A 13,209-nucleotide genomic window follows, 5' to 3' on the forward strand; every position below is an offset into this window, starting at 1 on the left:
GTGGCCGTCCCGAAGCGGAAGATGTCCCGCAGCAACACCCGCGCGCGCCGCTCGCAGTGGAAGGCGACCGCCCCCACCCTGTCGCCGTGCCCGAACCGGGCCTGCGGCGAGCTGAAGCCCCCGCACCAGGCCTGCCCGAACTGCGGGCAGTACGAGGGCCGTCAGGTCCTCTCGGTCTGAACTCACCGTGGGGAGCCCCGCCGCGGCCGCACCGGCCACCGGCACCGGAGCCGGCGCGAGCCCGTCGCCGGCCGGGGCGGCCCACGCCGACGCCGCGGCCGCCTGGCTGCTCGACGCCCTCGGCGTGGAGCTGCCCGGCGGCCTGTTGGCGTTGGCCCTGACCCACCGCTCCTACGCCTACGAGAACGGCGGCCTGCCGACCAACGAGCGGCTGGAGTTCCTCGGCGACTCCGTGCTGGGCCTGGTCGTCACCGACGAGCTGTACCGCAGCCACCCGGACCTGCCCGAGGGGCAGCTGGCCAAGCTGCGCGCGTCCGTGGTCAACATGACCTCGCTGGCCCGCGTCGCCCGCCGGCTCGGCGAGGGCGGCATCGGCCCGCACCTGCTGCTGGGCCGCGGCGAGGAGACCACCGGCGGCCGGGACAAGGACTCGATCCTGGCCGACGCGATGGAGGCGCTGATCGGCGCGATCCACCTCGGCCTCGGCCTGGATGTCGCCGCGGCGATCGTGCACCGGCTGTTCGACCCGCTGCTGGCCGAGTCGGCCACCCGCGGCGCCGGCCTGGACTGGAAGACCAGCCTCCAGGAGCTGGGCGCCGCCCGCGGCCTCGGTGCGCCGACCTACGTCGTCGAGGACACCGGCCCCGACCACGCCAAGACCTTCACCGCCGCCGTCCTGCTGTCGGGCACCGAGTACGGCCGTGGCGGCGGGCGCACGAAGAAGGCCGCGGAGCAGGAGGCCGCCGAGGCCGCCTGGCGGGCCCTGTCGGCCGACGCCCCGGTCGAGCCGGCGGTGCCCGACCCCGCCGGGGGCTGACGCCGCGTGCCCGAGCTCCCCGAGGTCGAGGTGGTGCGGCGCGGCCTCCAGCAGTGGGTCGCCGGGCGCACGGTGGCCACCGTCGAGGTGCACCACCCGCGCGCCGTCCGTCGCCACCTGGAGGGCGCCGACTCCTTCGTGCAGGCGCTGACCGGCCGCACGCTCACCGCCGCGCACCGGCGGGGCAAGTACCTGTGGCTGCCCGTGGCCGAGCCCGACGGCACGCCGTCCGGTCGCGCGCTGGTCGCGCACCTGGGCATGAGCGGGCAGCTGCTGGTGGAGAAGCGCACCCAGCCCGACGAGGTGCACCTGCGCACCCGGTTCACCTTCACCGACGGCGGCCGCGAGCTGCGCTTCGTCGACCAGCGGACCTTCGGCGGGCTCGCCGTGGAGGACTCGGTCGGCGAGGAGCTGCCGACGCGGCTGGCGCACATCGCCATCGACCCGCTGGACCCCTCCTTCGACGAGGCGGGGTTCAGCGCTGCGCTGCGCCGCCGGCGCACCGAGGTCAAGCGGGCGCTGCTGGACCAGACGCTCATCGGCGGCGTCGGCAACATCTACGCCGACGAGTCGCTGTGGCGCGCGAAGCTGCACGGCGCCCGCCCCACCGACGCGCTCACCCGGCCGCAGGTGGCCGCCCTGCTGCAGGGCGTGCGCGACGTCCTGCAGGAGGCGCTCGCGCAGGGCGGCACCTCGTTCGACTCGCTCTACGTCGACGTCAACGGCCAGAGCGGTTACTTCTCCCGCTTCCTCGCCGTCTACGGCCAGGCCGACCGGCCGTGCCCGCGGTGCGGCACCCCGATCCGGCGGGAGTCGTTCATGAACCGCTCCAGCTACAGCTGCCCCCGCTGCCAGCCCCGCCCGCGCGCGCGGCGGACGGCGGCGTGAGCGCGGACGTCCGCGTCGTCGCGCGGGTGTCCGGCCTGGTCCAGGGCGTGGGCTACCGGTGGTTCGTCCGGGGGCTCGCGCGCGACGCCGGGCTGGCCGGGTCGGCGACCAACCTCCCCGACGGGTCCGTCGAGGTGGTCCTCGAGGGTCCCGTCGACGTCGTCCGGGGCGTCGTCGACGCGCTCGGGGGCCCGTCGGCGCCGGGGACCGTGCGCCGCGTCGACGTCCGCGACGACGTGGTGCAGGGCGTCCGGGGCTTCACGACGGCGTGACGAAGACGACATCCCACCGACACGGGAGCTCGGCAGTGTGCCGTTGACCTGCGTGTCCCTCCCTGTCACCCTTGTGGTATCCAGCCCGCGCCGACCGCGATCCGGGGCGCCGGGCACACCTCTCGCTGTCAGGAAGGCCGCCACAACCATGGCCAAGGCCCTGTTCGGTCACGTCGTCAGCCCGGCGCAGCTCGTCGTCGAGGAGAACGCCGCCCTGCGTGCGCGCGTACGCCGTCTGGAGGCCGAGCTCGAGGAGCTCCGCGCGCAGCGCGACGCCGCCCGCGACGCCGTCATCGCCTCCGAGCTGCTCAGCATGGCCGGCGACAACGCCGAGCCGGCGCTGGCCTGAACGACGCGTTCCCGACCGCCGGCCCGGTCCCGGGCCGGCACCCCGCCCCGCGGCCGGCACCGCCCCGCGAGGGGTGAGGCCTCAGTCCTCCAGCGGCCGCAGGCTCAGCGCCCGCTTCGGGCAGCTGTCCACCGCCTCCCGGACCCTGCCGAGCAGCGCCTCCGGCGGCTCCTCCTGGAGGACGTAGAGGAAACCGTCGTCGCGCACCTCGAACACCTCGGGCGCGATCCCCATGCAGACGGCGTTCGACTCGCAGAGGTCGAAGTCCGCCACCACCCTGTAGCCGGCCACGGGCGGAGCCTAGTGCCCGCCGGACCGGCGCGGACCGCCTCACCGGCCCCACCCGGCGCACCCGCCCCGCGAGGCGGGTCGCCGGCTCCCTCCTCGGTTAACCTCCTGATCCCGTGCACCTGTCGAGCCTGACGCTCAAGGGCTTCAAGTCCTTCGCGTCCGCGACGACCCTGCGCCTGGAACCGGGGATCACCGCCGTCGTCGGCCCCAACGGGTCGGGCAAGTCCAACGTCGTCGACGCCATCGCCTGGGTCCTCGGTGAGCAGGGTGCCAAGAGCCTGCGCGGCGGCAAGATGGAGGACGTCATCTTCGCCGGCACCGCCGGCCGCCCGCCGCTGGGCCGGGCCGAGGTGACGCTGACCATCGACAACGCCGACGGCGCGCTGCCGATCGACTACACCGAGGTCTCGATCACCCGCCGGATGTACCGCTCCGGTGAGAGCGAGTACGAGATCAACGGTGACAAGGTCCGCCTGCTCGACGTCCAGGAGCTGCTCAGCGACTCCGGCATCGGCCGCGAGCAGCACGTCATCGTCGGCCAGGGCCAGCTGGACGCCGTCCTCTCCGGCCGTCCCGAGGACCGCCGCGCGTTCGTCGAGGAGGCCGCCGGCGTCCTCAAGCACCGCCGCCGCAAGGAGAAGGCGCTCCGCAAGCTCGACGCGATGCAGGCCAACCTCGACCGCCTCGCCGACCTGACCGCCGAGCTCCGGCGGCAGCTCAAGCCGCTGGGCCGGCAGGCCGAGGTCGCCCGCCGCGCGGCCGGCGTCCAGGCCGACCTGCGCGACGCGCGGCTGCGCCTGCTCGCCGACGACCTGGTCCGGCTGCGCGAGGCCCTCGACAAGGACGTCGCCGACGAGACCGCCGCCCGCGAGCGGCGCGCCGTCGTCGAGGCCCAGCTCGCCGGTGTCGCCGCGCGGGAGGCGGCGCTCGAGGCCGACCTGGCCGCGAACGCGCCGCTGCTCGGCGGCGCGCAGGACACCTGGTACCGGCTGTCGGCGCTGACCGAGCGCTTCCGGGCCGTCTCGTCGCTGGCCGCCGAGCGGCACCGGCACCTGTCCGCGCCGGTGGCCGCGGCGACCGGGGGCCGCGACCCCGACCAGCTGGAGGCCGAGGCCGACCGCATCGCCGCCACCGAGGCCGAGCTCGCCGAGGGGCTGGCGGCCGAGCGCGGCCGGCTGGCCGCCGCTGTCGCGGCGCGCGCCGAGCTCGACGCCGCGCTCGCCGCCGCCGAGAAGGCCTGGGTCGCCGCCACCCGTGCGCTGGCCGACCGCCGGGAGGGCATGGCCCGGCTCTCCGGCCAGGTCGCCGCCGCCCGCTCCCGGGTCGCGGCCGGGCAGGCGGAGATCGACCGGCTCGCCGCCGCCGCCGGTGAGGCGGCCGGGCGGGCCGAGGCCGCCGAGGAGCGCCTGGCCGCGCGCCGCGCCGCGCTCGCGGAGCAGGAGGACGACGACGTCACCCTCGTCGCCGCCCACTCCGACGCCGTCGCCGCGCACGCCGGGGCCGCCCGCCGCGTCACCGAGCTGACCGCCGCCGAGCGGGCGGCCGAGCGGGACCGCGCCGGCGCCCAGGCCCGCCGCGACGCCCTGGCCTCGGGGCTCGCCCCCGCCGACGGCGCGGCCGCCGTGCTCGCCGCCGGCCTCCCCGGCGTCCTGGGTCCGCTCGCCGACCTCCTGACCGTGGCGCCGGGCGCCGAGACCGCGCTGGCCGCGGCGCTGGCGGGCCGGGCCGACGCCGTCGTCGTCACCGGCGTGGCCGAGGCCGCCGCCGCCCTGACCCACCTCAAGGAGGGCGACGGCGGGCGGGTCGCGCTGCTGGTGACCGCCGGGCTCCCGGCGCCGCCGCGCGAGGGCTGGCCCGAGCTGCCGGGGGAGGCCCGGTGGGCGCTGGACCTCGTGCAGGCGCCCGAGGGGCTCGGCCCCGCGCTGTCGCGCGCCCTCGACCGGGTCGCGGTCGTGCCCTCCCTGGCAGCCGCCACCTCGCTCGTCGCCACGCACCCGCGGGTGCGGGCCGTGACCGCCGAGGGCGACCTCGTCGGCGCCGACTGGGCCGCCGGCGGCCAGGCCGACGCGCCCACCGGGCTCGAGGTCCGGGCACGGGTCGAGGAGGCCGGGCGCGAGCTGGTCGCCGCCACCGAGCGCGCGGCCGTCCTCGCCGAGGAGCTGGCCGCCGCCCGGGAGACCGCGCGGGCCCGCTCGGCCGACGTGGAGACGGCCGCGGCCGCCCGGCAGGCGGCCGACCGCAGCCGTTCCGCCGTGGCCACCGAGCTGGCCGAGCTCGGCGCCGCCGCCCGGTCGGCCGCCGCCGAGGCCGAGCGCTCGACGGCGGCCCGGGTCCGCGCCGAGCAGGCCCTGGAGCAGGCGGCGACGGCGCTGGCCGGCCTCGAGGAGCGGCTGGCCGCGGCCGAGGCGGTGCCGCTGGAGGACGAGCCCTCGTCGGAGGAGCGCGACCGGCTGCGGCTGGAGGTCGCCGCCGCCGGGCGGGCCGAGACCGAGGCGCGGCTCGCCGTGCGCACCGCCGAGGAGCGCGCCCGCGCGCTGTCCGGCCGCGCCGACGCGCTGCGCCGGCAGGCCCGGCAGGAACGCGCCGCCCGCGAGCGGGCCGCCGCCGCGCGCGCCGCCCGCCAGCGCGGCGCCGCCGTCGCCGGACGGGTCCGCGCCGACGCCGACGCGGCGCTCGTCGCGCTGGCCGCGTCGCTGTCGCGGGCCGCCGCCGAGCGGGACGAGCTGGCCCGCCGGCGCAGCGCCGCCGAGGCCGAGCTGCTCGAGGTGCGCAGCCGGGTGCGGACGGCGACCGCGGAGCTGGAGCGGCTGACCGACGAGGTGCACCGCGACGAGGTGGCCCGAGCCGAGCAGCGCTACCGGATCGAGGGGCTCGAGGCGCGGGCGGCCGAGGAGTTCGGCGTGGACCTCCCGACGCTGGTCGCCGAGTACGGGCCGGCGGCGCCCGTGCCGCCGTCCCCGGCCCAGCTGGCCGCCGCCCAGCAGGCGGGGGAGCCCGAGCCCGAGCCGGTGCCCTACGACCGCGCCGCGCAGGAGCGGCGGGCCGCCCGGGCCGAGCGCGACCTCGCCACCCTGGGCAAGGTCAACCCGCTGGCGTTGGAGGAGTTCGCCGCGCTGGAGGAGCGGCACACGTTCCTGGCCACGCAGCTGGAGGACCTCAAGGCCACCCGCCGCGACCTGCTCACCGTCGTCCGCGAGGTCGACGACCGCATCCACGACGTCTTCTCCGCCGCCTTCGCCGACGTGCAGCGCGAGTTCGAGCAGGTCTTCGCCGTCCTGTTCCCCGGCGGGCAGGGGCGGCTCACGCTGACCGACCCCGGCGACATGCTGACCACCGGCGTGGAGATCGAGGCCCGGCCGCCCGGCAAGAAGGTCAAGCGGCTGTCGCTGCTGTCCGGCGGCGAGCGGTCGCTGACGGCCGTCGCGCTGCTGGTGGCGATCTTCCGGGCCCGGCCCTCGCCGTTCTACGTGCTCGACGAGGTCGAGGCCGCCCTCGACGACGTCAACCTCGGCCGGTTGCTCACCCTCGTCGAGCAGCTGCGGGCGACCTCGCAGCTGATCGTCATCACCCACCAGAAGCGGACGATGGAGATCGCCGACGCCCTCTACGGCGTGAGCATGCGCGGCGACGGCATCACCGGCGTCATCAGCCAGCGGTTGCGCGAGGCCGAGCCGGCCTAGTGGCCCCGCCTCCCCACCCCCCGCGAGCTCGGGGCGGTGCCCCGGAGGGGGGCGGACCGCGAGGCCGGTCAGACGCCGGAGGGGACCAGCAGGTCGACCACCAGCGGCAGGTGGTCCGAGGCGCCCTCGGCGTCGAGCACCCGTGCCGAGGTCACCTCGACGCCCGCCGTCACCCACACCTGGTCGATCCGGCGCCGCGGCGAGCCGGCGGGGTGGGTCATGCCCTGCCCGCTGTGCCAGAAGCGCCAGCCGGCCCGGTCCTCCCGCTCCCCGGCCAGCTCCCACGCGTCGGTGAAGCGCCGGTGCAGCGGCTCGAGCTCGGCGGCGTCGGGGGCGGTGTTGAAGTCCCCGACCAGGACACCGGTCGCCATCCCGTCGGTGTGCAGGGCGGCCAGCGCGGCCACCTGCTCGGCCCGCTCGGCCGCCGAGGTGGTGGTCAGGTGGGTGGCGGTGACCCACAGGGTGCCGCCGTCGAGCTCGACCATCGTCTGCAGGGCGCTGCGCGGCTCGCCGCTGCCGGGCAGCCGGTGGACGTCGCTCACGAGCACCGGCAGCCGCGACAGCAGCGCGTTGCCGTACTGCCGCCGGTCCCCGCCCTCGCTGCGCGGCTCGTCGATCGCCGGCCCCCACGCCAGCTGCATGTCCAGCGCGCGGGAGAGCAGCAGCGCCTGGTCGACGTCCTCGCTGCGCGGCCCGAAGTGCCGGTCGACCTCCTGCAGGCAGATCAGGTCGGCGTCGGCGGCCGCGAGCACCGTGGCCAGGCGGGCCAGGTCGTGCCGGTCGTCGGTGCCCACGCCGTGGTGGGTGTTGAACGTGACGAGGCGGACGGGGATCGGCGGCTGGTCCGGACCCGGAGCGGGCCGGTGCCCGGAGGAGTCGGTCGCTGCGTCGTTCACGTGGTCAGCCTGGCACCTCCGCCGGCACCGGGTCGGTCAGCGGCAGGTCCAGCACCTCCCGGAGCTCCTGGGTGGCGCGGGTGCGCTCGTCGGCGACGAGCAGCCGGAAGCGGGCGCTGCGCCCGTCGAGCACCAGCTCACCGACCTGGTTGCCGAAGAAGGGCCCGGCGGCCTTGGTCCAGTCCAGCGGCGAGGGCTCGACCCTCGCGAGCTTCGCCATGCCGGTCATCAGCCGGCGGGCCCAGCGGCTCCAGCCCATCCGGAAGCCCACCTTGATCGGGTGCGGGGCCTGGTTGTGCAGCGGCGACACGGTCAGCTGGTGCACCCGGGAGGTCAGACCGCCGGGCTCGGACAGCTCCGCCGCGTAGGCGTGGTGCACGTCGCCGGACAGGACGAGCACCGTGGCCGGCGCCCGGCCGGCCTCCCCGCGCGCCAGCGAGACGACGGCCGCGCCCAGCCGTTCGAAGGAGTGCCCGAACGCCGCCCAGTGCTCCAGGTCGGCGGCCTGCCGCACCTTCTCGGCGAGCCGGCCGCGCAGCTTCCCCTCGTGCCGCACGTTGAGCGTCTCGTTCCAGCGCTCGATCTGGTGGATGGCGTGGGGGAGGAGCCACGGCAGCGACGTCCCCAGGACGACGTGCTCCACGCCGTCGTCCACCGCGTTGCGCATGGCGGCCTCGACCCACTCGAACTCCTGGTCGTCCAGCATCCGGCGCGCCTGCTCGTCGAGGACCCGGCCGGCGCGGCTGTCGACCATCACCATCCGCACGTCGCCCCAGTGGCGGACGTAGCTCCAGCGGATCGACCGCGGGTCGCCGTCGGCGGCCACCGCCATCTCCCGGAGCACCGGCTCGGCGTCGTCGCTGTCGTCGGTCCGCTGCTGCAGGGCCTGCCAGACGGCGTTGCCGGACAGCTCCTGCGGGCTGAGGTTGCCGAGGTGCTGGTAGACCCAGTAGCTCACCAGCCCGCCGCTGATCCGCTCGGTCCACCAGTCGGTGGCGGTGACCCGGCGGCGCCAGGCGGCCGAGGTGTTCCAGTCGTCGATCATCTCGTGGTCGTCGAAGACCATCGAGGACGGGATCGTCGACAGCAGCCAGCGCACCTGCGGGTCGCTCCAGGACTCGGCGTAGAGCCGGGTGTACTCCTCGAAGTCGACCACCTGGCCGTCCTCGGCCACCGGCCGGCCGCGGCGCAGCGACAGCCACTCGCGCGTGGGGCCGGTGAGCTCGTCGGCGTAGACCTGGTCCCCGAGCAGCACGAGCGCGTCGGGCCACTCGTCCTCGGGGCGGCCGGCGATGCGGGCGGCGTAGACGTCGAGGGCGTCGGGCGGGATCCCCTCCGACAGCGCGACGGTGGTCGGGGTGGCGTAGCGGCACGAGCCGAACGCGATGGTGAAGGGGCCGGGCCCGCCCGGCGTCCGGATGCGGCTGGCCGGGAAGGTCGACGCGGCGTCCGGCCAGGCGCGGGCGCCGTCCAGGTGCACCTCGTAGGGCGTGGAGCTGCCCGGCTCGAGCCCCTCCACGACCACGAGGGCGTAGTGGTGGCCGCCGACGCAGAACGTGCGCGCCCGGCGGCCCAGCACCTCGACCTCGCAGGCGCGGTCGGTCTCCACCCAGACGGTCGCCGACACGGGGTCGACGTGCCGCAGCAGCGGGCCGATCAGCAGGGCCGGGGTGCTCCCGGCGGTCAGCGGCATGCGGGCGAGCCTCCCACCCCGACCCCGGGTCGTGCCCGGTGCGGGTGGTGAGTCGCCTGGGAGACTGACGGCATGGAGTTCGTGCTGATCGCGGTCGCGATCCTCGTCGTCGCCCTGCTCGTCGGCGCCGGCCTGCTGGTGAGCCGGGGACGGCGCACCACCCGGCTGGACGACGACGCCGTGGCGGGCACGACGCTGACCCGTCCCCGCCCCCCGCAGGCTCCGCCCACGGCCCCGCCGGCCGAGCCCCGACCGGACTCCGGCGCCACCGCGAGCGGCCTGGGCACCACGCCGGCCGAGGACACCCGGCCGGCCGAGCCGGTGGAGCTGCCGCCGGCCGAGCCCGAGCCGGGGCTGCTGTTCGAGACGCCGCCGCCGTCGGCCGGCCGGCTGGTCCGGCTGCGCGCCCGGCTGGCCCGCTCGCAGTCGTCGCTGGGCCGCGGGCTGCTCACCGTCCTCGCCCGGGAGAAGCTGACCGAGGACGACTGGGAGGAGATCGAGGAGACGCTGCTGGCCGCCGACGTCGGCGTCGCGGCCACCACCCAGATCGTCGACCGGCTGCGCACCCAGTCGATGGTGCTGGCCACCGGGTCAGGGGCCGACCTGCGCGCCCTGCTGGTGCGCGAGCTGACCGCCGTCCTGGGCCCGGACCTCGACCGGACCCTGGGCGTCGAGCGGCGCGAGGGGCGCCCGGGCGTCGTCCTGGTCGTCGGCGTCAACGGCGCGGGCAAGACCACGACGGTCGGCAAGATCGCCCGCGTGCTGGTCGGGGACGGGCGCAGCGTCGTCCTCGGCGCCGCCGACACGTTCCGCGCCGCCGCGGCCGACCAGCTCGAGACGTGGGGCGAGCGGGTGGGCGTGCTCACCGTCCGCGGCAAGGAGGGCGCCGACCCCGCGTCGGTCGCGTTCGAGGCGGTGCGCACCGGCGTCGAGGCCGAGGTCGACACCGTCGTCGTCGACACCGCCGGGCGGCTGCACACCAAGTCCGGCCTGATGGACGAGCTCGGCAAGATCAAGCGGGTCGTCGAGAAGCAGTCGCCGGTCACCGAGGTGCTGCTGGTCCTCGACGCCACGACCGGGCAGAACGGCGTCGTCCAGGCGCGCGTGTTCACCGAGGCCGTCGAGGTCACGGGCGTCGTCCTCACCAAGCTCGACGGCACGGCCAAGGGCGGCATCGTCGTCTCGGTGCAGCGCGAGCTCGGCATCCCGGTGAAGCTGGTCGGCCTGGGCGAGGGCGCCGACGACCTGGCGCCGTTCGAGCCCGAGGCCTTCGCCGAGGCCCTCGTCGGCGGCGAGTGAACGGAGTGCGGGAGCGCAGGAGACCTGCACTCCCGCACTCCGCTACGGGACCCGGGTGGGGTCGAAGCCGTAGGGGAGCTCGAGGCGGTGGCGGGCCAGCAGGTCGGCGTCGGCCAGCAGCTCGCGGGTCGGCCCGTCGGCCACGACCACCCCGCCGTCGAGCACCACCGAGCGCGGGCACAGCTGCAGGGCGTAGGGCAGGTCGTGGGTGACCATCAGCATGGTCACCGGCAGGGCCTGCAGGACCTCGGCCAGCTCCCGCCGCCCGGCCGGGTCGAGGTTGGACGACGGCTCGTCGAGCACCAGCACCTCCGGGTGCATCGACAGCACCGTGGCGACGGCGACGCGGCGGCGCTGGCCGAACGACAGGTGGTGCGGCGGGCGCTCGGCGACGCCGGTCATGCCGACCTGGTCCAGGGCCGCGGCCACCCGGGCGGCGACCTCCTCCTCGGGCAGGCCGAGGTTGCGCGGCCCGAAGGCGACGTCCTCGCCGACGGTCGGCATGAACAGCTGGTCGTCGGGGTCCTGGAAGACGACGCCGACCCGGCGCCGCACCTCCTGCAGCGTGCGCTTCTCCACGGGCAGCCCGGCCACCGACACCCGGCCGCGGCCGCCGCGCAGCACCCCGTTGAGGTGCAGCACCAGCGTGGTCTTGCCCGCGCCGTTGGGGCCCAGCAGCGCCACCCGCTCGCCGCGGCCGACCCGCAGGTCGACCCCGTACAGCGCCTGGTGCCCGTCGGGGTAGGCGAAGGCGACGTCCTCGACGAGGAGGCTGGGGACGTCGGTCACCCGACCAGCATCCCCGCCCCGAGGACGGCGGCGGCGGCCAGGGGCAGGCTCAGGCCGGCGACCCACTGCCGCGGGGCGACCGCGGCGGCCGGGGCGCCGGTGAGCCGGCCGGTGTACCCGCGGGACAGCATCGCCAGGTGGACCCGCTCGCCGCGCTCGTAGGAGCGGACGAACAGCGACGCCGCGGCCGGGCCGAGCACCCGCAGCGCGCCGAGGTGGCGGGGGCGGAAGCCGCGGGACTCCCGTGCCACACGCATCCGCCGCAGCTCGCCGGAGACGACGTCGGCGTAGCGGATCATGAACGACAGGATCTGGACCAGCGCGGCCGGCAGCCGCAGCCGCTCCAGCCCGCGCAGCAGCTCCCGCGCCTCCGTGGTGGCCGCGAGCACCGTGGCGGCCAGCACCGAGAGCGTGGCCTTGGCCAGCAGCCCGCCGCCGGCGGCCAGCCCGCTCTCGGACAGCGACAGCCCCGCGACCTCCACCCGCGGTCCGCGCGAGACGAACGGCAGCAGCAGCGCGAAGACGACGAAGGGCAGCTCCACCGCCAGGCCGCGGGCCAGCCGTCGCGGGGTCAGCCGGGCGAGCGCGGCCACCGCCAGCACGAGCGCGAGGAAGCCCGCGTAGGCCGCCCACGCCCACTCGGCGTGCACCGGGGTCGTGACGACGACCAGCGCGAAGGCGACGACCGCGACGAGCTTGACGTGCGCGGGCAGCCGGTGGACGACGCCCGACCCCGGGACGTAGGCGGCGCCCAGGACCCCGCCGTGCCCGGCGCCCACTCAGCCCGCCCGGTCGGCGGCGACCGGTTCGCCGGGCAGGTCGCCGGCCTCCGGCGCCGCCCCACCCCGGCGGCGCAGCGCCAGCGTGAGCCCGCCGGCGAGCACGAGGGTGACCGCGACGCCGATGACGCCGGCCAGGCCGCCGGACAGCCGTCCGTCGTCCACCCCGTCGACGGCGTAGTCGGCCAGCGGCGAGTCGGCGGTGGCGCTGTCGCGGGCGGTGGAGCCGAAGCCCTCCTCCTCGGCCGACCACTCCAGACCGTCGGGGGAGGAGGAGGCGTAGTAGCTGCCGACGCCGGCGACCAGGAGGGTGACCAGCACGCCGACGACGAGGAAGGCCCGGTTGCGGCGGGTCACCGGGCGCTCCCGGCGGCCGGCGCGACGACCGGCCGCGGGGCCAGGTCGGCGGGCCGGCGCAGGTGCGCCGCCCCGTGCACCAGGTCGGGCCGGACGGCGAGGACGGCGCTGAGGACGGCGACGGTGATCGCCGCCTCGCCCAGCCCGATGAGCAGGTGGATGCCGCCCATCGTCGCGGCCACCGCGCCCAGGGAGACGTCGGCGACGCCGCCGACGGCGAACAGCCCCACGAACACCAGCGCCGCGGCCGGCACGGACACGAACGCGCCCGCGGCCGCGCCGGCGAGCACGCCGGTGCGGGTGCGCGGCAGCACGAGCACGAGGAGCCGGAAGACCCCGTAGCCCAGCGCCACGGCGACCAGGCCCATCAGCGTCACGTTGGTGCCCAGCGCGGTGAGCCCGCCGTCGGCGAACAGGACGGCCTGCACCACCAGGACGACGGTCATGCACAGCACCGCCGTCCACGGCCCGACCAGCACCGCCGTCAGCGCCCCGCCGATCAGGTGCCCGCTGGTCCCGGCGCCGACCGGGAAGTTCATCATCTGCACGGCGAAGACGAAGGCGGCCGTCAGGCCCGCCAGGGGAGCGGTGCGCTCGTCGAGCTCGCGGCGCGCGCCGCGCAGCGCGACCGCGACGGTCCCCGCGGCCACCACGCCCGTGGCCACCGAGGTCGGGGCGTCGAGGAAGCCGTCGGGTACGTGCACGCTGCCTCCACGGGTGGCGGGACGGGACCGCAGCCGGCGGGCCCGGCCGCGGGCGAGCTTATTGCACCTCCCTCGCAACTGCGACGGGGTCGCAGGTGGGCCCGGGCCTGTGCAGCCGGTCACCTCCCGGGGCCCGCGCAACAGCGGCGAAACACGTCGGCCGGACACGCGGCGCGGAGTTCACCGTCCGGAAACAGCCGGAGGCGTCCAGGTGA

14 protein-coding genes are annotated in these 13,209 nt (G+C 76.8%); 7 read left to right on the forward strand and 7 right to left on the reverse strand.

Features of this window, described 5'->3' with window-relative positions; genetic code table 11:
* From rpmF to ACI8AX_RS01265, 5 genes are all read left to right on the forward strand, one after another.
* Complete coding sequence (gene rpmF / locus ACI8AX_RS01245) at positions 1-180, forward strand: 50S ribosomal protein L32 (protein WP_456547964.1); 180 nt, start codon at positions 1-3, stop codon at positions 178-180.
* 7 nt (positions 181-187) lie between these two features.
* Complete coding sequence (gene rnc / locus ACI8AX_RS01250; RefSeq protein WP_456547965.1) at positions 188-997, forward strand: ribonuclease III; 810 nt, start codon at positions 188-190, stop codon at positions 995-997.
* Between the two features lie 6 nt (positions 998-1,003).
* The gene (gene mutM, locus ACI8AX_RS01255; protein ID WP_456547966.1) at positions 1,004-1,885 is read left to right on the forward strand and encodes a bifunctional DNA-formamidopyrimidine glycosylase/DNA-(apurinic or apyrimidinic site) lyase; all 882 of its coding nucleotides are present in this window, start codon (positions 1,004-1,006) and stop codon (positions 1,883-1,885) included.
* Complete coding sequence (locus ACI8AX_RS01260) at positions 1,882-2,157, forward strand: acylphosphatase (RefSeq protein WP_456547967.1); 276 nt, start codon at positions 1,882-1,884, stop codon at positions 2,155-2,157. Before mutM ends, ACI8AX_RS01260 begins: the two co-directional genes overlap by 4 nt.
* A gap of 148 nt (positions 2,158-2,305) precedes the next feature.
* Complete coding sequence (locus tag ACI8AX_RS01265) at positions 2,306-2,506, forward strand: hypothetical protein (protein WP_456547968.1); 201 nt, start codon at positions 2,306-2,308, stop codon at positions 2,504-2,506.
* 81 nt (positions 2,507-2,587) lie between these two features.
* Here ACI8AX_RS01265 and ACI8AX_RS01270 read toward each other — a convergent pair whose 3' ends face one another.
* Positions 2,588-2,797: a ferredoxin gene (locus ACI8AX_RS01270; RefSeq protein WP_456547969.1), complete on the reverse strand. Its 210-nt coding sequence runs from the start codon at positions 2,795-2,797 to the stop codon at positions 2,588-2,590.
* Positions 2,798-2,910: 113 nt separating this feature from the next.
* On the opposite strand from ACI8AX_RS01270, the gene smc reads away from it, so the two are divergent.
* On the forward strand, positions 2,911-6,477 hold the full coding sequence (smc, locus tag ACI8AX_RS01275; RefSeq protein WP_456547970.1) for a chromosome segregation protein SMC: 3,567 nt from the start codon (positions 2,911-2,913) through the stop codon (positions 6,475-6,477).
* 68 nt (positions 6,478-6,545) lie between these two features.
* Here smc and ACI8AX_RS01280 read toward each other — a convergent pair whose 3' ends face one another.
* Together ACI8AX_RS01280 and ACI8AX_RS01285 are read right to left on the reverse strand one after the other, a co-directional pair.
* On the reverse strand, positions 6,546-7,373 hold the full coding sequence (locus tag ACI8AX_RS01280) for an endonuclease/exonuclease/phosphatase family protein (RefSeq protein WP_456547971.1): 828 nt from the start codon (positions 7,371-7,373) through the stop codon (positions 6,546-6,548).
* Between the two features lie 4 nt (positions 7,374-7,377).
* The gene (locus ACI8AX_RS01285; RefSeq protein WP_456547972.1) at positions 7,378-9,066 is read right to left on the reverse strand and encodes an alkaline phosphatase D family protein; all 1,689 of its coding nucleotides are present in this window, start codon (positions 9,064-9,066) and stop codon (positions 7,378-7,380) included.
* A 72-nt stretch (positions 9,067-9,138) separates the two neighbouring features.
* On the opposite strand from ACI8AX_RS01285, the gene ftsY reads away from it, so the two are divergent.
* On the forward strand, positions 9,139-10,365 hold the full coding sequence (ftsY, locus tag ACI8AX_RS01290; protein WP_456547973.1) for a signal recognition particle-docking protein FtsY: 1,227 nt from the start codon (positions 9,139-9,141) through the stop codon (positions 10,363-10,365).
* Between the two features lie 42 nt (positions 10,366-10,407).
* On the opposite strand, the gene ACI8AX_RS01295 is transcribed toward ftsY, so the two are convergent.
* Genes ACI8AX_RS01295 through ACI8AX_RS01310 form a run of 4 tightly spaced genes read right to left on the reverse strand, consistent with a single transcriptional unit; the run spans position 10,408 to position 12,994 of the window.
* Complete coding sequence (locus tag ACI8AX_RS01295; protein WP_456547974.1) at positions 10,408-11,154, reverse strand: energy-coupling factor ABC transporter ATP-binding protein; 747 nt, start codon at positions 11,152-11,154, stop codon at positions 10,408-10,410.
* Positions 11,151-11,933 carry a cobalt ECF transporter T component CbiQ gene (gene cbiQ, locus ACI8AX_RS01300; protein ID WP_456547975.1) on the reverse strand — a complete coding sequence of 261 codons (783 nt, stop codon included), beginning with the start codon at positions 11,931-11,933 and terminating at the stop codon, positions 11,151-11,153. The genes ACI8AX_RS01295 and cbiQ overlap by 4 nt, the downstream gene beginning before the upstream one ends.
* Positions 11,934-12,290: a PDGLE domain-containing protein gene (locus ACI8AX_RS01305; RefSeq protein ID WP_456547976.1), complete on the reverse strand. Its 357-nt coding sequence runs from the start codon at positions 12,288-12,290 to the stop codon at positions 11,934-11,936.
* On the reverse strand, positions 12,287-12,994 hold the full coding sequence (locus ACI8AX_RS01310; RefSeq protein ID WP_456547977.1) for an energy-coupling factor ABC transporter permease: 708 nt from the start codon (positions 12,992-12,994) through the stop codon (positions 12,287-12,289). Before ACI8AX_RS01310 ends, ACI8AX_RS01305 begins: the two co-directional genes overlap by 4 nt.
* Positions 12,995-13,209 lie beyond the last annotated feature (215 nt).

Source organism: Blastococcus sp. SYSU D00813 (genome assembly GCF_054050735.1).

What these genes read in the sequence shown, in the direction of transcription:
- ACI8AX_RS01285 (WP_456547972.1), bottom strand. Translation starts at nt 9,066, where the DNA reads ATGCCGCTGACCGCCGGGAGCACCCCGGCCCTGCTGATCGGCCCGCTG.
- ftsY (WP_456547973.1), top strand. Translation starts at nt 9,139, where the DNA reads ATGGAGTTCGTGCTGATCGCGGTCGCGATCCTCGTCGTCGCCCTGCTC.
- ACI8AX_RS01265 (WP_456547968.1), top strand. Translation starts at nt 2,306, where the DNA reads ATGGCCAAGGCCCTGTTCGGTCACGTCGTCAGCCCGGCGCAGCTCGTC.